This is a genomic window from Mycobacterium sp. shizuoka-1, from assembly GCF_002723835.1.
Lineage (GTDB): Bacteria > Actinomycetota > Actinomycetes > Mycobacteriales > Mycobacteriaceae > Mycobacterium.
Genome location: NZ_BEWG01000159.1, coordinates 23,689 through 47,676, shown reverse-complemented (window position 1 = coordinate 47,676; position 23,988 = coordinate 23,689). Strand labels below are relative to the sequence as shown.

22 protein-coding genes and 1 pseudogene are annotated in these 23,988 nt (G+C 68.2%); 9 read left to right on the top strand and 14 right to left on the bottom strand.

The genetic code is table 11. The features are described from left to right. Positions 1 to 561 (top strand): annotated as a pseudogene (locus tag MSZK_RS31720) (hypothetical protein); the annotation flags it as partial. Here the strand turns inward: MSZK_RS31720 and MSZK_RS31715 are convergent. From MSZK_RS31715 to MSZK_RS31705, 3 genes are read right to left on the bottom strand one after another with little or no spacing between them, the layout of a single operon-like run. Then, the gene (locus tag MSZK_RS31715) at positions 558 to 1,427 is read right to left on the bottom strand and encodes an alpha/beta fold hydrolase (RefSeq protein WP_099252448.1); all 870 of its coding nucleotides are present in this window, start codon (positions 1,425 to 1,427) and stop codon (positions 558 to 560) included. The pseudogene MSZK_RS31720 and the gene MSZK_RS31715 overlap by 4 nt on opposite strands. Positions 1,428 to 1,441: 14 nt before the next feature. Continuing rightward, a complete protein-coding gene (locus tag MSZK_RS31710; protein ID WP_099252447.1) occupies positions 1,442 to 2,077 on the bottom strand; it encodes a UdgX family uracil-DNA binding protein in 636 nt (211 codons plus the stop codon). A gap of 37 nt (positions 2,078 to 2,114) precedes the next feature. Next, entirely contained in the window at positions 2,115 to 3,650 is a 1,536-nt protein-coding gene (locus MSZK_RS31705) for a glycosyltransferase family 39 protein (RefSeq protein WP_099252446.1), read from the bottom strand. 343 nt (positions 3,651 to 3,993) lie between these two features. On the opposite strand from MSZK_RS31705, the gene MSZK_RS31700 reads away from it, so the two are divergent. After that, positions 3,994 to 4,440 (top strand): universal stress protein, encoded by a 447-nt coding sequence (locus tag MSZK_RS31700; protein WP_099252445.1) that lies wholly within the window; start codon positions 3,994 to 3,996, stop codon positions 4,438 to 4,440. A 15-nt stretch (positions 4,441 to 4,455) separates the two neighbouring features. Next, complete coding sequence (locus MSZK_RS31695) at positions 4,456 to 5,466, top strand: magnesium transporter CorA family protein (RefSeq protein WP_099252444.1); 1,011 nt, start codon at positions 4,456 to 4,458, stop codon at positions 5,464 to 5,466. 4 nt (positions 5,467 to 5,470) lie between these two features. Here the strand turns inward: MSZK_RS31695 and MSZK_RS31690 are convergent, their stop codons facing one another. The 5 genes from MSZK_RS31690 to MSZK_RS31670 all read right to left on the bottom strand — a co-directional run bounded on the left by MSZK_RS31690 (position 5,471) and on the right by MSZK_RS31670 (position 9,163). Next, the gene (locus MSZK_RS31690; RefSeq protein WP_371411427.1) at positions 5,471 to 5,911 is read right to left on the bottom strand and encodes a DUF2752 domain-containing protein; all 441 of its coding nucleotides are present in this window, start codon (positions 5,909 to 5,911) and stop codon (positions 5,471 to 5,473) included. Then, positions 5,908 to 6,201 (bottom strand): CD225/dispanin family protein, encoded by a 294-nt coding sequence (locus MSZK_RS31685; protein WP_099252443.1) that lies wholly within the window; start codon positions 6,199 to 6,201, stop codon positions 5,908 to 5,910. The genes MSZK_RS31690 and MSZK_RS31685 overlap by 4 nt, the downstream gene beginning before the upstream one ends. A gap of 323 nt (positions 6,202 to 6,524) precedes the next feature. Further along, on the bottom strand, positions 6,525 to 6,857 hold the full coding sequence (locus MSZK_RS31680) for an Imm63 family immunity protein (protein WP_371411429.1): 333 nt from the start codon (positions 6,855 to 6,857) through the stop codon (positions 6,525 to 6,527). Between the two features lie 58 nt (positions 6,858 to 6,915). Continuing rightward, positions 6,916 to 8,475 (bottom strand): TNT domain-containing protein, encoded by a 1,560-nt coding sequence (locus MSZK_RS31675; RefSeq protein ID WP_099252441.1) that lies wholly within the window; start codon positions 8,473 to 8,475, stop codon positions 6,916 to 6,918. Positions 8,476 to 8,485: 10 nt separating this feature from the next. Continuing rightward, positions 8,486 to 9,163 carry an MBL fold metallo-hydrolase gene (locus MSZK_RS31670; protein ID WP_099252440.1) on the bottom strand — a complete coding sequence of 226 codons (678 nt, stop codon included), beginning with the start codon at positions 9,161 to 9,163 and terminating at the stop codon, positions 8,486 to 8,488. Between the two features lie 83 nt (positions 9,164 to 9,246). Here MSZK_RS31670 and uvrA point away from each other — a divergent pair, with 83 nt between their 5' ends. Continuing rightward, positions 9,247 to 12,153: an excinuclease ABC subunit UvrA gene (uvrA, locus tag MSZK_RS31665; RefSeq protein ID WP_099252455.1), complete on the top strand. Its 2,907-nt coding sequence runs from the start codon at positions 9,247 to 9,249 to the stop codon at positions 12,151 to 12,153. Here the strand turns inward: uvrA and MSZK_RS33345 are convergent. The 5 genes from MSZK_RS33345 to MSZK_RS31645 all read right to left on the bottom strand — a co-directional run bounded on the left by MSZK_RS33345 (position 12,150) and on the right by MSZK_RS31645 (position 18,294). Further along, positions 12,150 to 12,905 (bottom strand): SDR family oxidoreductase, encoded by a 756-nt coding sequence (locus tag MSZK_RS33345; protein ID WP_371411428.1) that lies wholly within the window; start codon positions 12,903 to 12,905, stop codon positions 12,150 to 12,152. The genes uvrA and MSZK_RS33345 overlap by 4 nt on opposite strands. Then, positions 12,878 to 13,123, bottom strand: a complete 246-nt coding sequence (locus MSZK_RS33340) for a PspA/IM30 family protein (RefSeq protein WP_233211626.1) — start codon at positions 13,121 to 13,123, stop codon at positions 12,878 to 12,880. The genes MSZK_RS33345 and MSZK_RS33340 overlap by 28 nt, the downstream gene beginning before the upstream one ends. Positions 13,124 to 13,128: 5 nt before the next feature. Continuing rightward, positions 13,129 to 14,508, bottom strand: coding sequence for an alpha/beta hydrolase family protein (locus MSZK_RS33335; RefSeq protein WP_099252438.1), 1,380 nt, complete (start codon positions 14,506 to 14,508; stop codon positions 13,129 to 13,131). Between the two features lie 84 nt (positions 14,509 to 14,592). Beyond that, positions 14,593 to 17,886 (bottom strand): bifunctional lysylphosphatidylglycerol synthetase/lysine--tRNA ligase LysX, encoded by a 3,294-nt coding sequence (lysX, locus tag MSZK_RS31650; protein ID WP_099252437.1) that lies wholly within the window; start codon positions 17,884 to 17,886, stop codon positions 14,593 to 14,595. Positions 17,887 to 17,931: 45 nt separating this feature from the next. Continuing rightward, complete coding sequence (locus MSZK_RS31645) at positions 17,932 to 18,294, bottom strand: DUF1844 domain-containing protein (protein ID WP_099252436.1); 363 nt, start codon at positions 18,292 to 18,294, stop codon at positions 17,932 to 17,934. A gap of 300 nt (positions 18,295 to 18,594) precedes the next feature. Between MSZK_RS31645 and infC the strand changes: the two genes are divergently transcribed. Genes infC through MSZK_RS31625 form a run of 4 tightly spaced genes read left to right on the top strand, consistent with a single transcriptional unit; the run spans position 18,595 to position 20,640 of the window. Then, positions 18,595 to 19,197 (top strand): translation initiation factor IF-3, encoded by a 603-nt coding sequence (infC, locus tag MSZK_RS31640; RefSeq protein ID WP_099252435.1) that lies wholly within the window; start codon positions 18,595 to 18,597, stop codon positions 19,195 to 19,197. 12 nt (positions 19,198 to 19,209) lie between these two features. After that, on the top strand, positions 19,210 to 19,404 hold the full coding sequence (rpmI, locus tag MSZK_RS31635; RefSeq protein WP_059018788.1) for a 50S ribosomal protein L35: 195 nt from the start codon (positions 19,210 to 19,212) through the stop codon (positions 19,402 to 19,404). Positions 19,405 to 19,452: 48 nt separating this feature from the next. Continuing rightward, a complete protein-coding gene (gene rplT / locus MSZK_RS31630; RefSeq protein ID WP_011780528.1) occupies positions 19,453 to 19,842 on the top strand; it encodes a 50S ribosomal protein L20 in 390 nt (129 codons plus the stop codon). Positions 19,843 to 19,845: 3 nt separating this feature from the next. Then, the gene (locus tag MSZK_RS31625; RefSeq protein WP_233211625.1) at positions 19,846 to 20,640 is read left to right on the top strand and encodes an RNA methyltransferase; all 795 of its coding nucleotides are present in this window, start codon (positions 19,846 to 19,848) and stop codon (positions 20,638 to 20,640) included. Here the strand turns inward: MSZK_RS31625 and MSZK_RS31620 are convergent. Then, positions 20,623 to 22,362: a GAF domain-containing protein gene (locus tag MSZK_RS31620; RefSeq protein ID WP_233211624.1), complete on the bottom strand. Its 1,740-nt coding sequence runs from the start codon at positions 22,360 to 22,362 to the stop codon at positions 20,623 to 20,625. The two genes, MSZK_RS31625 and MSZK_RS31620, sit on opposite strands and share 18 nt — an antisense overlap. Before the next feature lie 105 nt (positions 22,363 to 22,467). Between MSZK_RS31620 and MSZK_RS31615 the strand changes: the two genes are divergently transcribed. Beyond that, complete coding sequence (locus MSZK_RS31615) at positions 22,468 to 23,952, top strand: aldehyde dehydrogenase family protein (protein WP_099252434.1); 1,485 nt, start codon at positions 22,468 to 22,470, stop codon at positions 23,950 to 23,952. Positions 23,953 to 23,988 lie beyond the last annotated feature (36 nt).

Below are 23,988 nucleotides of genomic sequence, written 5' to 3'. Positions count from 1 at the left end.
GGTGGCGGTGGTGGCGGTGGTGTGCCGACTCCTCCGGGTGTGGTGCCCGGTACCCCGTTCACCAACAACGTGGTCACGCCAGGAACCCCGCCCGCGGCGGTCCCGGGCGGTCCGGGTGGCGGCGGTGGTGGCGGAGTTCCGACTCCTCCCGCGGCGACCCCCGGCACCCCCGGCAACAATCGGGCGGCCACTCCACCGACCCCGCCAACCGTGCTTCCCGGCGGTCCCGGCTCCTACATCGGGCCCACGCCCGGTGGCCTCGGCAGCCTGATCCCGGCGGCGCCGCTGTCCGATGCGGCCGGCACCCTGCCGACCCCGCCGGCGCAGCTGTTCGGCACGATGGCGCAGGGAGTGGCGACGCTGCTCTCCCCGCCGCAGCTGACGATTCCCGGCATCCCGGGCTTCGGCATCCCGCTGCCGTCGACGATCTCGGGCCCGCGCGACCTGCTGTGCGTCGGCACCGGCTGGTCGGCGAGTGCGTCCGGCATCGACTCCGGGGCACCAGCCGGCGCTGTGCTCGGCTCGGAGCTGCCGCGGGCGAACCGGTGGTTCAACGACTAGCTGGAGTTGGTCAGGCTGGTGAGAATCTGCGGGTAGTACCGGTGGGCCAGGAAGTGGCCACCGGGCTTCTCGTGGAGAGTCGCACCGGGAACCCGCAGTGCAAGCTCGCGAGGCCAAGCGATCGTCACCAGCTCGTCCTGCTCACCGCCCCAGACATCGACCGGGATGGCGATCTCTTCCGGAGTGAAGCCCCAGGGACGCATCCAGGCTCGGTAGTCCTCGACGACGCCGCCCGGGCGGCGCAGCGCCTCGGCCGACATCCTGGCGAACTCGGCGTAACCCTCGTCACGCAGGACGGCGGCGTCGGCGGTACCGAGTTGAGAGGCGGCAACCCGGCCGTAGAGCGTGGGTGCGGTTCGCGCGGCCAAGGCCATCGCGCCGAAGCAGGGCTTGACCAACCACGGCAGCCGTTGAGACAGCCGTGTATAGGCCCGATCGAAACCGGGAAGCTGCCCGAACACGCCGGGCTCGGTCAGCGGTAGTGCCCCCGCGATGATCGCCACTCGGTTCGCCCGGTCGGCCAGCCCCCAGGCGAGTGCGGCCGCGTATTGTCCGCCCATCGACCAGCCCATCGCCGAAAAGCGCTCAACGCCAAGCTGATCGAGCAGCTCCGCGATATCGCCCACCCAGTCGAGGACGGTACGGCCCGGTTTCGGATCCGATCCGCCGATGCCCGGCCGATCTGGCGAGATCAGCCGCACGCCGGCGGCTCGTGCCGCGGAGTCGGCCGCCGCGACGTCGAGCCGGCAGGCCAGACCGCCGTGGGCGTTGACGACGACGGAGCCGTCGGGGATGCCGTACTGGGCGTAACACACCGCGCGCCCGTCCCGCAGTCGCGCAGTGAGGTTCTCGTCGAGTGGTGGCATCCGTTGCTTTCTCGTCAGCCGGATGATAGCCCCGCGGCGAACCGCAGGTCGGCGACCAGCGCATCGAATTTCGCGGTCCGCTGCTCGGCGGGCCCGCGTAACACCGCCGACGGGTGCGCCGTGGTCACCACGCTGGGATCCACGCCGAGGTCGGGATCGGCGGGCAGCCGCAGATCTTCGCCTCGATGCGCCGTCAGCCGAAATCCACTGCCCAGTAAGGCCTGCGCCGCGGTTGCGCCCAGCAACACCACGACATCCGGCTCGACCGAGGCGATTTCGGCGAACAGCCAGGGACGGCAGGCGACGACCTCGGTGCGGCTGGGGGTCTTGTGGATACGTCGCGTGCCGCCGGCCCTGGTGAACTTGAAGTGCTTGACCGCGTTGGTGACGTAGAGCTGGCCGCGGTCGACCTCGGCAGCGGTCAGGGCCTTGTCGAGCAGCCGGCCCGCCGGGCCGACGAACGGCCGGCCGGCGCGGTCTTCCTGGTCGCCAGGTTGTTCGCCGACGAGCATGATGGCCGCGGCCGCCGGGCCCTCGCCGAACACCGTCTGCTCGGCGTCGCGGTACAGGTCGCAACCGTGGCAGCCCCGCGCCGCCTGCGCGAGCCGGTGCAGGTCGTGGGTGGGCGGAACGTAGTCGTCGGCGCTCATGGTTGGCGGCGTACCCGTCGGCGGGCCGGGCGATACGTCACCGGACCGACTTGGTCACCTGGGCGAAGTTGAACTGCCAGCGTTCGACGACCCGGAAGCCGAAGCGGCTGGGCACCTGGTAGGCCATTGCGCGGCCGAGGCGGGGGCCTGCGTGCAGCGTAGGGCCCTGCTCATGATCGGGCCGGGTCGGGTCGCGTTCGGACACCGTCCAGATGGCCGGGCAGTCGGGCATCTTGTCGGCCCAGGTCCAGATCGCAAGGTGGGCGTCCCACAACCGATTTCGTTGGATCGCCGTGAGTCCGCGGCCGTAGTCATGCAGCTTGGCGAACGCTGCGGGCCGGGCTGCCAGCAGCGGTCGGATCGGTCCGGGCATCCATGCCGTCGAATTGTCCATCACCAGGCAGTCGCCGGGTGCTGCGTGCCGGGTGATCACGTCGGCGACCTGGCTGTAGTCCATGCCTTCCTTGGCGTACGGGCCGCGCTGCGCCAGGTAGTTCGGCGTCGCCGCGATCGCGAAAACCATCAGCACGGTGGTGATCCCGGCCCGGGACCGGCCGACCGCGACGATGCAAACGGCGATGAGCAGCGCCGCGGCCGGGGCGGTGAACGACAGGTAGCGCGGGTAGTAGACCGGATGTCGTACCACCGAATACACCAGTAGCGCCACGGTGGGGATGACGATCCAGGCCACCATGACCGCCACCAGCTGTCGGGCTCGTCGCCCGGCCCGTCGCCAGGACAGCACGCCGCCGAGGATCAGCAGGCCGCTCACGATCGCGACCGGCAGCGAATGGTCGAAATACTGCTGCTGCAGCATCATTCCGACAGTGCGGGCGCCCAGCGGGGCAATCCAGCCGACCTGGAACAACTGGGTCTGGGTGAACAACAGAAACGGTGTCGCCGCGGCGGCCGCCGTGCTGGCGGCCAGCGCCCAGCGCCAGCGCACCGCTCGGGACTCCCCGAGTACGGCCACCACAACGCCGTGCACGGCGAGCAGCAGGATCGAGAAGACGTTCAGTACGGCCGCCGCGAGCATCATCACCGCGTAGCCCAGCCACCAGCGCGGTCGGTCGTGGCGCACCGCGGCCAGGCACAACACCGTCAGCCAGACCGCGGCGACCATCGTCAGTGCATACGAACGAGCCTCCAGGCCGGCCCAGGTGACGCGGGGGAGCAGCGCGAACACCACGCCCGCCGTCACCGCGACCGTCCGGCTCGACAGTCGCCGCCCCAGCACCACGACACCGGCGGCGGCCAGGCCCACCGTCAGCGAACTGGACAGCCGTGACCAGAACTCGGTGGCCGGAAACACCGCGAACCAGCCGTGCATCACCAGGTAGTACAGGCCGTGGACGGCGTCGATGTTGCCGAGCATGCGCCACAGGTCCGGCAGCGGTCGGGTGGCCGCCGAGATGGTGGCGGCCTCGTCGAACCACAGCGACGGCCGAGCGGCTCCGATGGCGCTGAAAAACGCCGCGAACACTGCCACCCAGACGGCGTCGAGCTGCCGGGCGGGGCCGGTCGACCGCTGACCGTCGCCGATGAGTGGCTCGGGCCGAAGAGTGATGCTCACGTGGGGCTGTCCTGTAGGCCTGTCGAGTTGTGTGCCAAACGGTAACCCGCAGTTCATCAGACCGTCGATCATCGCGACCTGGCGAATTGGCGAGGTTTCGAATTCGCCGCATTGGTCATCATTGGTCTGTGGTAGCCCCGACAATCGTGAATCCGCTGCGATGTGGATTTGCAATTGAGGGTGGTGTCGCCCGGCTCACGCATGGGTCGAGTGCGCTGTTTTGCCCGGTAGAGTGGCGTCGCGCGGCATTCCGCAATTGCCGCGTGGCGTGATTCGCACCCTGGCGTGGGGTCGAGGCGTTAGTGTTCTGAGCGGCGTTGAAATTGGAGACTGGAGGGTACGAATGGGCGGTTACAAGACCGTGGTCGTCGGCACGGACGGCTCGGATTCCTCGCTGCGTGCAGTCGACCGGGCGGGCTACCTCGCCTCCGATCCCGATTCCAAGGTCATCGTGGCGACCGCCTACTTCCCGGCTTCCGAGGACACCCGCGCGGCCGATCTGCTGAAGGACGAGGGCTACAAGATGGCGGGCAACGCCCCCATCTACGCGATCCTGCGCGAGGCGCGCGACCGGGCCAAGGCCGCCGGAGCCGCCGAGGTCGAGGAGCGCGCCGTCGTCGGGGCGCCGGTGGACGCCCTGGTCGACCTGGCCGAGGAGGTCGGTGCCGATCTGCTGGTCGTCGGCAACGTCGGGTTGAGCACGATTGCCGGCCGCTTGCTGGGGTCGGTGCCCGCCAACGTGGCGCGGCGGTCCAAGACCGACGTGCTGATCGTGCACACCACCGGGTAACGCCACAATGGTCTGATGACCCACTGCCGAACCCGACTGTGGGTCGATGGCGTCCTGAAAGCGGAGGATTTTCCGCTCCAGGAAGTCTCCGATCACCTCACCGAGGACGCGGCCCTGGTCTGGGTCGACATGTGCAACCCGGACCATGACGTGCTGTGCCAGCTGTCCGACGAACTCGGCTTCGACCAGCACGCCGTCGAAGACACCGTCGCGCATGCCGAACGGACCAAGGCGACTCGCTACTCGTCGCACACGTTCCTCACCGTGTACGCCACCGCGCTGGCCCCTCCGCTGCCCAACGATCTCGAATCGCGGCTGCTGCTGGCCCGGGTGTCGATCTTCGTGCTGCCGTCCGGGATCGTCACCGTTCGACACGAAATCGATCCGCAGAGACCGGTTTTCGACATCGACGAGGTGGTCCGCCGGTGGGACGAGAATGCCGATCTGCTGCGGATGGGGCCGCCGGCGCTGTTGCACGGGCTGCTCGACGTGATCGTCGACGGTCAGTTCGACACCATCCAGCAACTCGACGACGCCATCGAGGCGCTCGAGGACGGGTTGTTCGACGATCGTGCGCAGACCCGCACGATCCAGCGCTCCACGTACCGGCTGCGTAAGGAACTCGTGGAGTTGCGCCGCGTCGTGCTGCCCATGCGGGAAGTGATCAACACGATCATGCGCCGCCGCGCGGAACGCTCGGACACCGTCGAACTCGACAGCTGGTATGCCGATCTCTACGACCACGTCATCCGGGCCGCGGAATGGACGGAGTCGTTGCGCGACATGATCACCACGGTCTTCGAGACCAACCTGTCGCTGCAGGACGCCCGGCTCAACACGATCATGAAGAAGCTCACCGGCTGGGCGGCCATCATCGCGGTGCCGACCGCGGTGACCGGATGGTACGGCCAGAACGTTCCCTATCCGGGCTTCTCCCAGACGGCGGGGGTGGTGGCCAGCGCGCTCATCATCATCGTGACGTCGGGGCTGCTCTACGTCGCGTTCAAGCGACGCGGCTGGATCTGAGTCGTCAGACGCGCAAGTTGGTGAATGGCGGGAACGGCAGGTTGCGCGCCACGAACCAGACCACCACCGCGACCAGCGCGACCTGCGCGGCCCATCGATGGTGTTGCCAGCCCCTGATCGCGCGGCCGGTGACGCGGCCATAGGTCCAGGTGCCGTAGGCGACGATCAGGAAGCCCATGGCCAGCAGCGCCAGGGCATTGAAGCGGACCGCTGCGAGAACGTCGCCGTGCAGCAGCGAATAGATCATGCGCAGAGTGCCACAGCCCGGACAGTCAACGCCCAGAAGGGCTTTCGTCGGGCAGATGGGTAGGAAGCCGCCGGGGGTGGTCGGATCACCGATCCACACGGCCGAGCAGGCGGCCGCCGCCACCGCTCCCACGAGCAGCGGCGGGCCGAGGCGAGCGAGGCGGCCACCGGCCGCCTGCCCAGCCTCTGTCGGGATCACGGCGTGGTGGTCTCGACGTCCATGTTCATCACGCCGGTCGCAAACAGGATGCCGTAGATCACGATGATCGCGAACCAGATGACGACGCTCCAGATCACCCACTTCTTGGCGCTCGCAGCAGACTTCTGCGCTTCGTCGTACTGGCCCTGCACCCAAAGCCCGTTCACCTGAGCGGCTTTCACGATCGCGACGATGCCCGTGATCGGGAAGCAGAAGATGGTGGCCAGGATGGCGAGCGCCAAGTTGTTCTTGGGCTGTGCCGGGGGTTGGCCATAAGGTTGCTGGGTCATCGACGCCTCCGAATTTTTGGACAAGGTAGGGGCCAGAGCGTTGCCCAGGCTACCCCATGTAGGCGGCGTTTTGGGGGTGTCGCGTGCGACCATCTCTGGCGCGTCGTGATGACGGGTCGAAGTTTTGCCAATTGGCCATTTGGCCGGTCGTCTGTTTCGAAGGACGACTCGTCCACAGACGCCAAGATGACATCGGCGGCGGCAGCTCCGGCCAGCCGGTCAGCAAGCCGTTCGGAGTCGTGGCGGCCTGCCCTTTGCGCGGATGAATTCGCTTGGCGCACAGCCTCGGATCGGCCGATCTCGGTGTGCACGCCGCTCACCTCTCATAGCACTTCGCCGATATCGGGAAGCAACGCAATATCTTCCGGCTGACCGTCGCGGAACATCGCGGCCGTCTCGCGCACGTTGCGTTTGGCCCATTCAGGACTGAACCGGCTCAGAACCTCGTATTCGAATTGAAACCGCTGCGCGCGGTCACCGATGGGTCGGGCAAGCGTTCGGGTGACCACACCCTGGCAGTACCAGTACAGAACATCGTCGAGGCTGCCCGCCTGATCGAATCCAAGCTGGCCTCGTTCGTAGAAAGCGTAGTGATACATGCCGTCGTCGCCGACAAAAATGTTTAAGCCGTCGTTGGTCAACAGCCCAACCGCCATGGGACGGACGCCGAGTTGTGCTGCGAGCCGATCGATCTCGGTTTGCAGCTCGGTCGACCTAACGTCCGAGGGGTGGCCCATAGTTGTCCAGGATACCCCTGCGCCATAGCTCATACGCACTGACTTTCACTCCAGGCGGCCCGACGAGCATGTATTGAGGGACCCCCGGAGTCGGAGTTTGCCCGAACCATGGTTGTATAGGCCCCTCGACGATCCGCCACCCGTCGGGAAGGGGATTGCCGGTGAGCATGTAGCGGTTATATTCCCCGCCTGCACTTTCCGGCATGATCGCTCGGCCGCCGAATGGGGTGCCGTCCGGCGCGAAATACCGTCCGTCTGGGGATCCGATTCTGTCAATGATCGTCCCGGCCGGCAGGTTAGCGGGCTGCGGGTCATAGCCCGGTGGAAAGCCGTTGTTCTCCGGGAAGACTCGAGCCCCAGCGGGGCCGAATAGATTGTCAAAATCGGTTGGGTGCATGCCCCCCAAAGGATCCCATCCGCGCATGACCGACAACGGGATACCACCCTCGGTGACCAGCTCGGCGGGCAGTCCCGCACGCACCATCGCACCTTCCGCGCCGAAGGGTGCGGTGGCCGCAGCAGCGGAAAGGTCGAAGGCCTTCTCGCCGGCGTAATAGGCTGCGCTAGGTGAGTCCAACCCGTGCTTGACTTCGCTGACGACCGCGCCAACCGGATTACTCGCGGTGTCGGAAATCCCCTGGGCAAGCCCTTTCCAGGATTCCAAGACTCCAGGTGCCCCTGGTCCACCTTGTCCCAGCAGATTTTTGATGCCCTGCTCCGTGTCGCGCCACGCGTCGCCGAATCCCTCACCGAAGCCTGGCGGAGCCACGCGAGCTGGTTCAGGGGGCGTCGGCCTCGGAAAGTTCCAGCCCGTGGCTTGCGCTCGAGCGACCATGCCGGACAAGTACGCCTCGATTTGCTCGGGCGGCATGCCCTCGGATTCGAGGATCGGTCTCGCCGATGCCTTGAAGTCTTCGATCTCCTTGGCAGAGAACACGACCGGCTTTGGCGCGTCGGCAGACACTGGGGCGCCTGCGATCTGATTGAGCGCCTCGTTCACATCGGCTGGCTGGGTTCCGGAGGCAGTGCCGGGTAGCGATGGCGGAATGGGTGTCTTGCCGCCGGCCATGTTGATGGCGTTGGCCAGCGCCATGTCGATGAGGTTGGCTTCGGCGACAATCTTGTCCAGTCTCGGCTGCAGCTGCGCCTGCTTAAGTTCGGCCTCCATCGGGTCACGGATCTTCGGGCCCGGCAACACCGTGCCGGACACCGGATCGATCTCCATGCCGAGCGACTCGGCATCGGCCTTCAGGGTCGCCAGTTCGGACTTGATCCGCTCGATGTTGTCCGCCGCACTGCGTGCGGCCTCGGCCACGGCGAGCGCCTCGTTGCCGTGGGCATCGAGATCGGTGAGGGTCTGGCCGATCGCCCGTTTGGCCGCTTCGGCCGATTCACCGCCCCAGCTGGCGAAGGCCGGCAGCGTGGCCAGGCCGTCGGCGGCATCGAAGGCCGCTTGCGCGCGGCTGGTGGCGGCATGAAACACCTCGCGAACGTCGCCGGCGTTCCAGCGCTCGATGTCGGCAACGGTGAGAGTCACGGCACCTCATCTACCAGCCGCGTTCGCGCCATTCGTCGAGATGCGGGCGCTCGGCGCCGAGGTTCGTGTCGTCGCCATGGCCGGGGTAGACGACGGTGTCGTCGCCGTAGGCGCCGAACACCCGGCTGCTGACGTCGTCGAGGAGCTGCTCGAACGCACCGGGCTCCCAGGTCTTGCCGACCCCGCCTGGGAACAGGCAGTCGCCGGTGAACAGATGCGTGGCGGTCCGCTCGGCGGTGGGCCGCAGCGCCAGCGCCACCGAGCCGGGGGTGTGGCCACGCAGATGGATCACGTCGAAGACCAGGTCGCCGACGCTGATGGTGTCGCCGCCGGCCAGGAAGCGCTGCGGGGTGACCGACAGCGGTTCGGCATCGAGCTGGTGGGCCGCGGTGGGCACCCCGGTCGCCTCGGCGACGGCTTCCAGCGCTTGCCAATGATCGAAGTGCTGGTGGCTGGTCACGATCAGCGTGAGCTTCGGCGCGTGCTCGCGGACCAGGTCGACGAGCAACTCAGGATCGTTGGCGGCGTCGATGAGTAGGCTCTCGCCGGTCCGGGAACAGGTCACCACGTAGGCGTTGTTGTCCATCGGGCCCACCGACATCTTGATGATCGTGGCGCCGGGCACGGTCCGGCGGGCGGCGGTCTGCGGCTCGACGTGTCCGGTGTAGGTGTCGTCGACGACTGTCATGGCCGCCACGTTACTTGTCGGTGGGTCGACATAGCATGGGGAGCGGCGTCTTCTCGCCCACAAACCCGCAGGAAGGGGGGCTGGTGGCTGACCGGCTGATCGTCAAGGGGGCGCGCGAGCACAACTTGCGCGGCATCGACCTGGACCTGCCCCGCGACAGTTTGATCGTGTTCACGGGGCTGTCCGGATCGGGCAAGTCCTCGCTGGCATTCGACACGATTTTCGCCGAGGGTCAGCGCCGCTACGTGGAGTCGCTGTCGGCCTACGCCCGCCAGTTCCTCGGCCAGATGGACAAGCCGGACGTCGACTTCATCGAGGGACTGTCGCCCGCGGTGTCGATCGACCAGAAATCGACCAACCGCAACCCGCGGTCGACGGTCGGCACCATCACCGAGGTGTACGACTATCTGCGGTTGCTCTACGCCCGGGCCGGCACCCCGCACTGCCCGGTCTGCGGCGAGCGGATCGCCCGGCAGACCCCGCAGCAGATCGTCGATCAGGTGCTGGCGATGGACGAGGGCTTGCGCTTCCAGGTGCTGGCCCCGGTGGTCCGCACCCGCAAGGGCGAATTCGTCGACCTGTTCGACAAGCTCAACAGCCAGGGGTATAGCCGCGTGCGAGTGGACGGCGTGGTGCATTCCCTCACCGACCCGCCCAAGCTGAAGAAGCAGGAAAAGCACGACATCGAGGTGGTGGTCGACCGGCTGACGGTCAAGGCCAGCGCCAAGCAGCGCCTGACCGACTCGGTCGAGACCGCGCTGAACCTGGCCGACGGCATCGTCGTGCTGGAGTTCGTCGACCGTGATGACGACCATCCGCACCGCGAACAGCGGTTCTCCGAGAAGCTGGCCTGCCCGAACGGCCACCCGCTGGCGGTCGACGACCTCGAGCCCCGGTCGTTCTCGTTCAACTCGCCCTACGGCGCCTGCCCGGAATGCAGCGGTCTGGGCATCCGCAAGGAGGTCGACCCGGACCTGGTGGTGCCCGATCCCGACCTGACGCTGGCCGAGGGCGCGGTGGCGCCCTGGGCGATGGGCCACACCGCGGAGTACTTCACCCGGATGATGGCGGGCCTCGGCGAGGCGATGGGCTTCGACGTCAACACCCCGTGGCGCAAGCTGCCGGCCAAGGCGCGCAAAGCCATTCTGGAAGGCTGCGACGAGCAGGTGCACGTCCGCTACAAGAACCGCTACGGCCGGACCCGTTCGTACTACGCCGAATTCGAAGGCGTGATGGCCTTCCTGCACCGGCGCATGGAGCAGACCGAGTCCGAGCAGATGAAGGAACGCTACGACGGGTTCATGCGCGACGTTCCGTGCCCGGAATGCAACGGCACCCGACTCAAGCCGGAGATCTTGGCCGTCACGCTGGCGGCGGGCGAGCACGGTGCGAAGTCGATCGCCGAGGTGTCGGAGCTGTCCATCTCCGACTGCTCGAAGTTCCTCAACGACCTCACCCTCGGCACCCGCGAGGCGGCCATCGCCGGGCAGGTGCTCAAGGAGGTGCAGTCCCGGCTGGGATTCCTGCTCGACGTGGGCCTGGACTACCTGTCGCTGTCCCGGGCGGCAGGCACGCTGTCCGGCGGCGAGGCGCAACGCATCCGGCTGGCCACCCAGATCGGTTCGGGTCTGGTCGGCGTGCTCTACGTACTCGACGAGCCGTCGATCGGGCTGCATCAGCGCGACAATCGCCGGCTGATCGAAACCCTCACGCGCCTGCGGGATCTCGGCAACACCCTGATCGTCGTCGAGCACGACGAAGACACCATCGCGCACTCGGACTGGGTGGTGGACATCGGTCCGGCAGCCGGCGAGCACGGCGGCCGGGTGGTGCACAGCGGTCCGTATGCCGACCTGCTGCGTAATCCGGATTCCATCACCGGGGCGTACCTGTCGGGCAAGCAGACCATCGACGTGCCCGCGATCCGCCGCCCGACCGACCGGCGCAAGCAGCTCACGGTGATCGGCGCGCGCGAACACAACCTGCGCGACATCGACGTCGCATTCCCGCTGGGCGTGCTGACCTCGGTCACCGGGGTGTCGGGCTCGGGCAAGTCCACGCTGGTCAACGACATCCTGGCCGCGGTGCTGGCCAACAAGCTCAACGGCGCCCGGCAGGTCCCGGGCCGGCACACCCGGATCAACGGCCTCGAGCACGTCGACAAGCTGGTGCGGGTCGACCAGTCGCCGATCGGGCGCACCCCGCGCTCCAACCCGGCGACCTACACCGGGGTGTTCGACAAGATCCGGACGTTGTTCGCCGCCACCACCGAAGCCAAGGTCCGCGGCTACCAGCCGGGCCGATTCTCGTTCAACGTCAAGGGCGGGCGCTGCGAGGCGTGCTCGGGCGACGGCACCATCAAGATCGAGATGAACTTCCTGCCCGACGTGTACGTGCCGTGCGAGGTGTGCCACGGCGCCCGGTACAACCGAGAGACCCTCGAGGTGCACTACAAGGGCAAGACCATCTCCGAAGTGCTCGACATGTCCATCGAGGACGCCGCCGAGTTCTTCGAACCGATCAGCAGCATCCACCGCTATCTGCGCACGCTCGTCGACGTCGGGCTGGGCTATGTGCGGCTGGGGCAGCCCGCGCCGACGCTGTCCGGCGGTGAGGCGCAGCGCGTCAAGCTGGCGGCCGAGCTGCAGAAGCGTTCGACCGGCCGGACGGTGTACATCCTCGACGAACCCACGACCGGTCTGCATTTCGAGGACATCCGCAAGCTGTTGAAGGTCATCAACGGTCTTGTCGACAAAGGGAATTCGGTGATCGTCATCGAACACAACCTCGACGTCATCAAGACCTCGGACTGGATCGTCGACATGGGCCCCGAGGGCGGTTCGGGTGGCGGCACCGTCGTCGCACAGGGCACCCCCGAGGACGTGGCAGCGGTGCCGGAGAGCTACACCGGAACGTTCCTCGCCGATGTGCTCGACCCCCCGGCGCCCAAGCGGGCCACCCGCGCGCCGCGGCGGCGCAAGGTCAGCTAGCCCTGGACGGTCGGCCGGATGACGATCTCGCCGATCTCGACCTCGTGCGGCTGCTCGATGGCGAAGGCGATAGCCCGCGCCACCGCCTCCGGCGGCAGCCCCATGCGCTCCATCTCCGCGCGGGCCTGTCTGCGGGCTTCGGGGTCTTCGATCGAGGAGTCGAGTTCGGTGTTGACGTATCCGGGGGAGATCGACGTGGTCCGCACGACGCCGTCGGTGGATTCCTGACGCAACGCCTCCAGCGCCGTGCGCACGGCATTCTTGGTGGCGGCGTACACGCCCATGGTCGGCACGATCTTGAGCCCTGCCGTCGAGACCACGGTGACGAAGTGGCCGTGGCCCTGACGGCGGAACACCGGCAGCGCCGCGGCGATACCGTGCAGCACGCCGCGAAGATTGACGTCGATCATCGCCGACCAGCCGTCGACATCCAGGTGGGCGGTGGGTGCGATCCGGCTGATGCCGGCATTACCCACGAACGCATCGAGGCGGCCGAACTCGCCGACAGCGACGTCGACCAACCGCTCGACGTCGGCGGGTCGAGTCACATCGGTGACCGCGATCGCGACCGTGCCACCGGCATCGCGGATTTCGTCGGCCAGCGCTCGCAGCCGGTCCTCGCGCCTGGCGCCGAGCACGACGGTCGCGCCGCGCCCGGCCAGCAGCCGCGCGGTCGCGGCGCCGATGCCACTGCTGGCACCGGTGATCGCGACGACCGGCCCGCTCAGGACTGATCCGTCTGGTGCATGGATGCGCGGATCTCGTTCAGCTTGTCGGCCGCGGCCCGCTGCCGTGCCTCGTACTGCTCCTCGACCGTGCGCCCCTGCGGCGTTTCGGCGGCCAATTCGGCTGAGCCGAGCGCGGTTCCATAGCGTGTCTCGATCTTCTCCTGCACCGATTCGAAGGTGGGCACCCCGGAATCGCTGTAGCCGGGATCGGGGGTGGGGCCGGCGCTCGGTTCGTCGGGCATAGCCCTCACCGTACTCCCGGCGGCCCCGCCGAGGCCACGATCGTGACCGGGCCGGGCGGGCGGACCGGGGGTCCGGGCAGTGGCAGCGGCGGCACGCCGGGCGTGCCGATCCGGCCGGCCAGCCACGGCAGCGCGGCGGTGAAGGCGCGTGCGGCGAATGGCCAGTCGTGCTTGCCCGGCTGGGCCACCACCGCGCAGTCGATGCCGTTGGCACTGCCCACGCCGCACAGCGTGTTGGCGGCGGTGGTCTGATCACCCGGGTACAGGGCGGCGTCGACGACCCTGGGTGCGGCACGTTGGGCCGACGGGTTACCGGAGATCGCGAACCACCCCGACACATTCTGATAGGAGCCGTGTCTGGTCATGATCGTGGCGGGGTCGAAGCTGGCGTAGGCGGCGGCGTCACCGCCGAACAGCCGGGCGATCGTCTGGGTCTTGTTTCCCGAGTTCGGGGCGAAGTCGCCGGCGATGTCCTCGAAGGCGCTGAACATGTCGGGATGCATCGTGGTCAGGTCGACCGCGCAGGTGCCACCCATGGACCAGCCGACGATCCCCCAGTTCGCCCGATCGGCGCTGACCCCGAAGTTTGAAACCATAAACGGCACAACATCTTTGGTCAGGTGATCGGCGGAGTTTCCGCGTGGGCCGTTCACGCATTCGGTGTCGTTGTTGAAGGCGCCGCCGGAGTCGACGAACACGAAAACCGGCGCGTTGCCGTGGTGGGCGGCCGCGAAGTCGTCGATCGTCTTGATGGCGTTACCGGCGCGCATCCAGTCGCCGGGGGTGTTGAATTCGCCGCCGATCATCATCACCGTGGGCAGCTTCGGTGGCGGGTCGGTGGCGTAGTAGGCCGGCGGCAGGTAAACCAGTTCATCGCGGTGGGCGAAATGCGAAGCCTCCGAGGGGATCGTCACCTTCACGACGGTGCCCTTGGCGGGAATGGCGTGTTGTTGCACCATCGCTGTGACGGTGGCGCGGTCGGTCTGGTCAGGCAGCGGACCTGCGGTCAGCTGGCCCCAGGCGGTCTGCACGGTGGGGAAGTAGCCCACCCAGAGGTTGAGCATCAGCGCCGTCGCCAGCGCGCACAGCGGCACCGCCAGCACCGACAGCCCGCGCCGCCACCACCGGGCGCTGCGCCAGCCCACGATCGCCACCACCGCGGCCAGCGCCGTCATCGCGGTCCACACCCACAGCTGGTGGGGCGCCGGATCGCCGGCCAGCCCGTCGTCGGAGATCGCCCACTGCGCATACCAGGCGGCGGCGATTCCGACGACGGCCGCCAGCGGAAGCCACAGCGTCCGCCAGCGGCGGGTCCGCCAGCCCACAGCCAAGACCAGAACAACGCCGGCCGCGATCTGTACCGTCAGCGGCAACCATCCGTGCATCAACGAAATGTGTTGGTGATCAGCCGGTGTCACGCCCTTATGGTGACCAAGCTTTCTTGCGGGTCGCTGTGAGCCCGCTGTGGGCTAGCGCGGTTTGGCGAGCGGGAACGGCAGGGTCTCGCGGATGCTGTGCCCGGTGATCAGCATGACCACCCGGTCGACACCGACGCCCAGCCCGCCGGTCGGCGGCATGGCGTATTCCATCGCCTGCAGGAAGTCTTCGTCGAGCTCCATGGCCTCGGGATCGCCGCCTGCGGCCAGCAGGGACTGTTCCTGCAGGCGACGCCGCTGTTCGACCGGGTCGGTGAGCTCGCTGTAGGCGGTGCCCAACTCGACGCCCCAGGCCACCAGGTCCCAGCGTTCGGCGACACCGGGCTTGCTGCGGTGCGGGCGGGTCAGCGGCGACACCGACGTGGGGAAGTCGGTGTAGAACGTCGGCGCCTCGGTGCGGTCCTCCACCAGCCGTTCGTAGAGTTCGAGCACCACGGCGCCGGCGTCCCAGTGGGTCAGGTAGGGGATCCGCGCCGCATCGCACAGCCGGTGCAGCGTGCTCAGCTCGGTGGCGGCGTCGATCTGCTCGCCCAGGGCTTCGGAGACGGCATCGTGCACGGTCTTCACCGTCCATGTGCCGGAGATGTCCACGGGTTCGAGTTGGGCGGAGGCGGAGTCGCGCGGACGCATCACGACCGCGGAGCCGTTGGCGGCCACCGCCGCGTTCTGGATCAGCTCGCGGCACCCGTCGATCCACACCCGGTAGTCGGCGTGCGCCTGATAGGCCTCGAGCAGGGTGAATTCCGGGTTGTGGCTGAAGTCGACGCCCTCGTTGCGAAATGCCCGGCCCAGCTCGAAGACCCGCTCGACACCGCCCACGCACAACCGCTTCAGGTAGAGCTCCGGGGCGATCCGCAGGTACAGGTCCAGGTCGTAGGCGTTGATGTGGGTCTTGAACGGCCGTGCGTTGGCGCCGCCGTGGATCTGCTGCAGGATCGGCGTCTCGACCTCCAGGAATCCCTTGGCGAACAACGTTTCCCGGATCGAATGCAGCACGTTGCTGCGGGCCCGGATGAGCTCGCGCGCCTCGGGATTGATCGCGAGGTCGACGTAGCGGGCCCGCACCCGGGCCTCCGGGTCCTGCAGGCCCTTCCATTTGTCCGGCAGCGGGCGAAGGCATTTGCCGAGCATCCGCCACTGCTGGACCAGCACCGAGCGGGTGCCGTTCTTGCTGTAGCCCATGTGCCCGGTCACCTCGACGAGATCGCCGAGGTCGACCGAGGCGAAGTCCTCGGCGATGCCGTCGCTCGCCGATTTGTCCACGAGCAGCTGGACGTCGCCGGACCAGTCCCGCAGCTGGGCGAAGACCACCCCGCCGTAGTCCCGGGTGCGCAGGATCCGTCCTGCGACGCTGAGCGTGACGGTGTCGTCGGCGGCCAGGGCTTGTGCGATCGTGTGGCTGGGCGGGCTGCCGACCGGATAGGCGTCGACGCCGTTGTCCTGCAACGCTTTCAGCTTCGCCATCCGGACCCGGACCTGATCGGGAAGCCGCTGGCCGCGCTCGGTCTTCGGTGCGGCCGGCTCGTCGGGATCGGGTGCGCTGCCGTCGGCGTGCAGCCGCCCGCTGGCGGCGAGCTTCTCCGGGACCGCCGAGTGGTGGCCGGTGTGCTGCTTGCTGCGGCGGGAGAACGGCAACACCAGGAAACCTTCGGCGATCACCGATGCGACGCCGACGCGGGGGACGAGCCGGGCGTCCTCGTAGCAGGCGTAGCGGGGCACCCACTGCGGCTGGTACTTCATGTTGGACCGGTACAGGGTCTCCAGCTGCCACCACTTGGAGAAGAACACCAGCATGGCCCGCCACAGCCGGGCGACCGGGCCGGCGCCGAGCTGGGCGCCCTGTTCGAATGCCGCGCGGAACATCGCGAAGTTCAGCGAGACACGGCTGACGCCGATGTCTTCGGCGTTCTGCAGCAGCTCGCTGACCATCAGCTCGATCGTTCCGTTGGGCGACTGCGGGGAGCGGCGCATCAGGTCCAGCGACAGCCCGTTGTTGCCCCACGGCACCAGCGAGAGCATCGCCACCACCTGATCGGTGCCGCCGTGCACGGCCTCCACCAGCAGGCAGTCGCCGTCGGCACTGTCGCCGAGGCGGCCCAACGCCATCGAGAAGCCGCGTTCGGTCTCGGTGTCGCGCCAGGCGTCGGCGCGGGCGATCACGGCCGCCATCTCTTCGGCCGAAAAGTCGCGATGTCGTCGCATCCGCACCGTCAGCCCGGCGCGGCGGGCCCGGGTGACGGCCTGCCGGACGGCGCGCATATCGGAGCCGGACAGGTGGAAATGGTCGGGGTAGAGGATCGCCTCGTCGCCGAGCTGCAGTGCATTGAGGCCCGCCTCGCGGTAGGCCTGGGCTCCGGTGGAACTGGCGCCCATCACCCCGGGCGCCCAGCCGTAGTCCTGGCACAGCGACAGCCAGGCCGAGATGGCCTGCTGCCAGGCGCGGGGATCGCCGATCGGATCCCCGCTGGCCAGGCACACGCCGACCTCGACGCGGTAGGTGATGGCCGCGCGGCCGTTGGCGGCGAAGACCACGGACTTGTCACGGCGGGTGGCGAAGTAGCCCAGGGAGTCGTTCTTGCCGTAGGCCTGCAGCAGTCCGCGGATCGCGGACTCGTCCTCACCGGTCAGCGCATTCTCGGCGCGCTGCGATTGGAACAACACCACCGCGGCGACCATCAGCGCGAGCGCGCCGAACAGGCCGAGCAGGGCATTGACGAAGGTGTGCGGGTGGCCGGTGAACGATTCCGCTCCCGCGCCGGCGAACGCACTGACGCGGTTGAGCGCGTACCAGAACCGGTCCTCGCGGGCCAGCGTGCCCGGGAACAGTTCCAACAGGCCCCAGCCGATCAGCGTCCCCACCGCCAGGCCCGCCACCAGGGTGGCGGCCGCCTTGAGCAGGGCGCCGCGGCGGACCCGGGCCCAGAACTCCTTGTAGGCCAGCACCAGGGCGCCGGCCGCGGCGACATGGAAGACCAGACCGATGACCTCGCCGATGTCGGCGGCCGCGGACTCGTCGCCGGCCAGCAGGTCGGCGATGTTCCACACCGACGCGGCGACCATGTAGAACACCAGGATCCACCAGGCGATGCGCTTGCGGGCGGCCAGGGCGGCGGCCAGCAGGGCCAGCACGAAAGCCCAGGCGAAGCTGGTGTCCGGGAAGTTGAACAGGTAGTCGTTGATGAACTCCCTGGGGATCCGGATGGCGTGCCGCAGGATCGTGGACACGCTCGACAGCAGCGACAGGGTCGCGATGACGCCGATGATCCAGCCTGCTGCGGCGGGCACCCAGCGGAACCGTGACGTTGGCCGACTCGTGGTGGCGGTCATAGGCCGCGAGAATATTCGGTCGATGTGCGAAATGTCTGTGGCGCGCTAGCGAACGGGCCCGGTGTATTTCTCGCCGGGCCCGCTGCCGGGCTCGTCCGGGGCGGCACTGGCTTCCCGGAAGGCCAGCTGCAGGCTCTTCAGGCCGTCGCGGACCGGGCCTGCGTGCGGGCCGAGGTACTCCGCCGAGGCGGTCACCAGGCCGGCCAGCGCGGTGATCAGCCGGCGGGCCTCGTCGAGGTCACGGTGCTCGCTGGCTTCGGGATCGGGGGAGGCCAGCCCGATTTTCTCGGCGGCCGCGCTCATCAGCATGACCGCGGCGCGGGTGATCACCTCCACGGCGGGAATGTCGGCCAGGTCGCGGGCGCGCGGGTCACTCGTGTCAGATGGCTGAGTGTTAGGGTCCGTCATGCCTGCTAGACTGGCATGCACGACCGTCCCGGCGTACGCCAGGGACAGCAAGTGGAGTCCCACTCCCACCGCACGCCACGGAGATATCCGCAGGTAGCGCGGTCCGGTCGCGGATATCGTCAGGGTATCTGTTCTGCGGTTTCGCAGGCGGCGTGAGCCGTGATCGGTCGGCATTGGGCCCTGCTTCCGGCAGGGCTTTTCTGTTCCATGGAACAGAGTGCTGGTGGCGTGGACTGTGCTGGGCTGCTCCCGAGGTGACACCGCGGTGGTCCGTAGAGGAAACCGAACCAGGGAGGCCCCATCAGCACTGAGACCCGCGTCAACGAGCGCATTCGCGTACCCGAAGTCCGACTGATCGGACCCGGCGGGGAGCAGGTAGGCATCGTGCGCATCGAAGACGCCCTCCGCGTCGCCGCGGATGCCGATCTCGACCTTGTCGAAGTAGCTCCGGACGCCAAGCCGCCGGTCTGCAAGATCATGGACTACGGCAAGTTCAAGTACGAGACCGCCCAGAAAGCGCGCGAGTCCCGCAAGAACCAGCAGCAGACCGTCGTCAAGGAACAGAAGCTGCGGCCCAAGATCGACCCGCATGATTACGAGACCAAGAAGGGCCACGTCATCCGCTTCCTGGAAGCGGGGTCGAAGGTGAAGGTCACGATCATGTTCCGCGGCCGCGAGCAGTCCCGGCCCGAACTCGGATACCGGCTGCTGCAGCGGCTGGGCGCCGATGTCGCCGATTACGGCTTCATCGAGACGTCCGCCAAGCAGGACGGGCGCAACATGACGATGGTGCTGGCACCGCACCGCGGCGCGAAGACCCGCGCCAAGGCGGCACACGACGCCGACGTCCCCGCGGGACGCCCGGCCGAGCCGCAGCCCACCGAAACACCAGAGAACACCTAGAACTGAGGACCAATGCCCAAGGCCAAGACGCACAGCGGCGCTTCCAAGCGATTCCGCAAGACCGGCACCGGGAAGATCGTGCGGCAGAAGGCGAACCGTCGCCACCTGCTCGAGCACAAGCCCAGCAAGCGCACCCGTCGTCTCGACGGCCGCACGGTTGTGGCCCCCAATGACACCCGGCGTGTCAACGCGATGCTGAACGGCTGAGCGCCGTAACCCGTTAACTTTTGACCGAACGAGAATAGGAACACCGCAATGGCACGCGTGAAGCGCGCACTCAATGCCCAGAAGAAGCGGCGCACAGTACTCAAGGCGTCCAAGGGCTACCGCGGCCAGCGCTCGCGGCTCTACCGCAAAGCCAAAGAGCAGCAGCTGCATTCGCTGACTTACGCCTACCGGGACCGCCGTGCCCGCAAGGGTGAGTTCCGCAAGCTGTGGATCTCCCGCATCAACGCGGCAGCCCGAGCCAACGACATCACCTACAACCGGCTGATCCAGGGCCTCAAGGCCGCTGGTGTCGAGGTCGACCGCAAGAACCTCGCCGAGATCGCGGTCAGCGATCCGGCCGCGTTCACCGCGCTGGTCGAGGTGGCCAAGGCCGCATTGCCGGAGGACGTCAACGCGCCCTCCGGTGAAGCTGCCTGACATGTGAGCGAGGCACTCACCGAACGATCCGCCCGGGTGGTGGCTGCAGTGAAACTGCAGCGCCACACCGGGCGTCGTCGTGCTGGGCGCTTTGTGGCCGAGGGTCCCAATCTGGTCGAGGCCGCCGCCCGGCGCGGGCTGGTGCTCGACGTGTTCGCCACCGCGACGGCCGCGCACCGGTACGCCGATCTGCTGACCGGGCTGACGGTCCACGAGGTGACCGAGCGGGCCGCAAAGGCGTTGTCCGAGACTGTGACTCCGTCGGGTCTCGTGGCGGTGTGCGAGCTGCCCGAGACCGATCTGGACGAGGTGCTGACCGGCCGGCCGCGGCTGGTGGTGGTCGCCGTCGATCTGTCCGAGCCGGGTAACGCCGGGACATTGATCCGGTTGGCCGACGCGATGGGCGCGGCGGCGGTGGTGTTCGCCGGGCACAGTGTGGACCCCTATAACGGCAAGTGCCTGCGGTCGTCGGCGGGCAGTATCTTCGCGGTGCCGGTGGTGGTGGCCGACGATGTGGGCGCGGTGGTGTCCGGGTTGCGCGGGGCCGGGCTGCAGGTGCTGGCCACGACGCTGGACGGCGAACTGAGCCTGGACGACGCCGAGTTGTCCGGGCCGACGGCCTGGATCTTTGGCCCCGAGGCCCACGGCCTGTCCGATGAGACGGCTGCGCTGGCCGATCACCGGGTGACGATTCCGATGGCCGGCGGCGCGGAGAGCCTCAATGTCGCTGCTGCCGCAGCGATTTGCCTGTATCAGAGCGCGCGGGCCCACCGCGAGGGGTCAGGGCAGCTCGGCTAGGTCGTAGACCGTCATCGCCGCCGTCATCTCCATCATGGCCGTGGAATCGTCGAGCTGGTGTCCGCAGAGTTTCTCGATTCGGCGCAATCGCTGCGCGACGGTGTTGGGGTGGATCACCAGCCGGGTGGCCGTCGCCGTTCGATCTCGGCCGCAGGCGAGGTAGGCCCGCAACGTCGCCACGAGTTCGGTGCGATGGTCGGCGTCGTAGGCGACGACGGGGGCCAGCGTCCGCAGCGCGAACTCGCTGAGCTTGACCGAGTCGTCGATCTGCAGCAACAAGCCGACGATGCCGAGATCGTCGACACGGACCACGCGGTCGATCCGGCCGGAACCGACCGCGATCTCCAACGCCCCCTTGGCGATCCGATAGCCGTCCCGAAGGGGGGCCGAGGCATCGGCATGGACCGCCACCGTCACGGCTGCGCCGGGAATGCCGGATTTCACCGCGTCGAGGACCGTGGCAGCGACGTCGTACACCGCGGTGCCGGAAAGCGGCCACAGAATCACGATGTGACCGCCGTGCATGGCGACCAGCGGCCGGGGCAGCTGCCCGGACGCGAGCTTGGCGATCTGGGACAGTGCGCGGTCGGCCGCGGTCAGAGCGACCACCATGGTGGCGTGCGGCAGGCTGAGGTCGTGGCCGAGTCGGCCGGCCCGGCGTAACAGGGCCTCGGGTGGCGCTGACTTCACGGCGAGCAGGTCGGCCAGCAGCTCACCACGCAGCCGGTGCTCGACCTCGGCCGCGGTGCGAGCTCGCAGCAGTTCCAATGCCACCACCAGCGATCCGTGTTCGACCGCACGGGAGTCGATCGGCCCGATCGGGAGTGTGTGGGGGAACCAGATTCGCGCCACGATCTCAGCGCCGAGTCGTACCGCGCTGACGTAGACCGGTGCCTCGGGCCCGCCCAGCGATGCCGGCGTCGAGTCCACCGCGGATTCCGCCAACGCCGCCCGTCGGGCCGTGTCGGGCAGGTCGTCACCGTCGCCGGCCCGGGCCAGCAGAACATGGCGCGCGTCGTCGATGAGTACCGGCCGGCCGATCAGCTCTCGCAGGGTGGCCGCGATCCCGTCGAGGCCGCCGGATCGCAGCGTCACGCCCAACAGCCGCTCGTGGATCTGTTCGGAGCGCCGCAGGGCATCGCGCTGTTCGACCAATGACTCGTTGAGGGTGCGCAGTTCTTCCAGCCGGCTGGCCGACGTCAGTGCGATCGCGGCGTGGTTGGCGAGCAACGTCATTCGGGTGACGGCGTGCTCGGTGAAGGTGTGGATGGGGGCGTAATAGCCGTTGAGGGTGCCCAGCACCTCGTTGTGGGCGACCAGCGGGACGGCGATGACCGCGCGGTAACCCTGCTCCCGCGCAATGCCGGCCCACAGCGCGAACCCCGGTTCGGCGGTCACGTCCCGGACCGCGACCGCGGTGCCGGTGTGGAACGCCCGGCTCGACGGTGAGGTGCTGTCCAGCCGGATCGGGTGGTCGGAGTTGACCCGGTGTACGTAGTCGTCGGACAGCCCGCTCCACCCGGCGATGCGCAGCTGCTGTCCGTCGGGCACCAGGACACCGCAGAAGTCGAAACCCAGCAGCGACCTCGCCGTGTCGGCGACGAGGCTCAGTATCTGGTGGAGGTCGGTGTCGGCGGTGGCTGCCGTGCTCAGCTCGCGTAGCGCGTCCAGCCAGGTCAGCAGTTCCAGGCCCGGGCGTTGAGCGGGCAGATGGTCGGCCACACCACCGATTCTGCCGCATGGCAGTGTTGGCAGAGACATGTATCTGCCACAAGTATGTCTCTCTAGACATTGAGTGGGCTTCGGAACGTGACGACACTCATAGCCATGACGACTCCGATGCGCTATCTGACCACCGAGACGCCGACACCGGACACCCGGGACATCGTCAACCCGTCGACCGGGGCTGTCCTCGCGACGGTGCCGGAGGCGTCGGCAGCCGACGTGGACGCGGCGGTGGCCCGGGCGCGCGCGGCTTTCGACAGCGGACCGTGGCCCCAGATGACCCGCAGCGACCGGGGCCGCTTGCTGCTGCGGATGGCGGACGCGATCGAGGCGGCAACCGAACGCCTTTACACCCTAGAGGCGCAGAACAACGGGCGTCCGATCACCGAGACCCGCGCGCAACTGTCGCGGGTGCCGGAGTGGTTCCGGTACAACGCGGGCCTGCTGGCCGCGCAACGCACCGCGGTCCTGCCCGGCGACGGCCCCTACCTCACCTACCAGCAGCGGCTGCCGCTCGGCGTGTGCGGCATCATCACCCCGTTCAACCATCCGATGCTGATCCTGGCCCGCAGCCTGTCCGCGGCGCTGGCCAACGGCAACACCGTGGTGGTCAAGCCGTCGGAACTCACTCCGCTCACCACGCTGGCGCTCGCCGAAATCCTCACCGATGCCGGGCTTCCCGACGGGGTGCTCTCCGTCGTGACCGGTGGCCGCCCCGCCGGAGAACGGCTCACCCACCACCCCGACGTCGCGAAGATCACCCTGACCGGTGGCACCGAGGCGGGCCGCGCGGCAGCAGTCGCCACGGCGTCGCGGTTCGCCCGGGTCACCGCCGAACTCGGCGGTAAAACCCCGATCCTGGTGTTCGACGACGTCGATCCGGTGGCCGCCGCCGAAGGCGCGGCATTCGCGGCGTTCGTCGCGGCCGGCCAATCCTGTGTCGCCGGTTCGCGTTTCCTGGTCCAGCGGGGGAGCTATGCCCCGTTCGTCGAGGCGCTCGCCGCCCGGGCGCGGGCGATCCGGATCGGTGATCCCACGGCGCCGAGCACCCAGATGGGGCCGCTGATCAGCGCCGCCCAGCGGGACAAGGTGCGTCTGCTGATCGACGCAGGCGTCGCGAAAGGGGCCCGAGTGGCCGCCGGCGGCGGCGTACCGGCATTGCCTGCCGAACTGCGCACGGGTTTCTTCCTGGAACCCACTGTGCTGTCCGAGGCGACCATGGCGATGTCGGTCGCACAGCAGGAAATCTTCGGCCCGGTCGCGGTGGTGATCCCGTTCGACGAGGAGGCCGACGCGGTGCGGATGGCCAACGACAACCGCTACGGGCTCGGCGCCGGGGTGTGGACCGCCGACGTCGGCCGTGCCCACCGGGTCGCGTCACGGATCGTCGCCGGAATGGTGTGGGTCAACGACCACCACCGCCTCGAGCCGTCGTTGCCGTGGGGCGGGGTGAAGGAGTCCGGTGTCGGCAAGGACGCCGGCACCGAGTCGTTCGACGACTTCTCCTGGATCAAGACCATCGTCGTGCGCACCGCGCCCGACTCGGTCGACTGGTACGGCGATCAGCAACCGGGCCGGCTGAACTGAACCGAAATGACGAATTCACAACGCAGTGAGGGGATC

Coding starts and splice junctions, on each gene's coding strand:
- MSZK_RS31715 (WP_099252448.1), bottom strand. CDS start 1,427: ATGCCACCACTCGACGAGAACCTCACTGCGCGACTGCGGGACGGGCGC.
- MSZK_RS31710 (WP_099252447.1), bottom strand. CDS start 2,077: ATGAGCGCCGACGACTACGTTCCGCCCACCCACGACCTGCACCGGCTC.
- MSZK_RS31700 (WP_099252445.1), top strand. CDS start 3,994: ATGGGCGGTTACAAGACCGTGGTCGTCGGCACGGACGGCTCGGATTCC.
- MSZK_RS31695 (WP_099252444.1), top strand. CDS start 4,456: ATGACCCACTGCCGAACCCGACTGTGGGTCGATGGCGTCCTGAAAGCG.
- MSZK_RS31685 (WP_099252443.1), bottom strand. CDS start 6,201: ATGACCCAGCAACCTTATGGCCAACCCCCGGCACAGCCCAAGAACAAC.
- MSZK_RS31680 (WP_371411429.1), bottom strand. CDS start 6,857: ATGGCGGTTGGGCTGTTGACCAACGACGGCTTAAACATTTTTGTCGGC.
- MSZK_RS31670 (WP_099252440.1), bottom strand. CDS start 9,163: ATGACAGTCGTCGACGACACCTACACCGGACACGTCGAGCCGCAGACC.
- MSZK_RS33340 (WP_233211626.1), bottom strand. CDS start 13,123: ATGCCCGACGAACCGAGCGCCGGCCCCACCCCCGATCCCGGCTACAGC.
- MSZK_RS33335 (WP_099252438.1), bottom strand. CDS start 14,508: ATGCACGGATGGTTGCCGCTGACGGTACAGATCGCGGCCGGCGTTGTT.
- lysX (WP_099252437.1), bottom strand. CDS start 17,886: ATGACCGCCACCACGAGTCGGCCAACGTCACGGTTCCGCTGGGTGCCC.
- MSZK_RS31645 (WP_099252436.1), bottom strand. CDS start 18,294: ATGACGGACCCTAACACTCAGCCATCTGACACGAGTGACCCGCGCGCC.
- rpmI (WP_059018788.1), top strand. CDS start 19,210: ATGCCCAAGGCCAAGACGCACAGCGGCGCTTCCAAGCGATTCCGCAAG.
- rplT (WP_011780528.1), top strand. CDS start 19,453: ATGGCACGCGTGAAGCGCGCACTCAATGCCCAGAAGAAGCGGCGCACA.
- MSZK_RS31615 (WP_099252434.1), top strand. CDS start 22,468: ATGACGACTCCGATGCGCTATCTGACCACCGAGACGCCGACACCGGAC.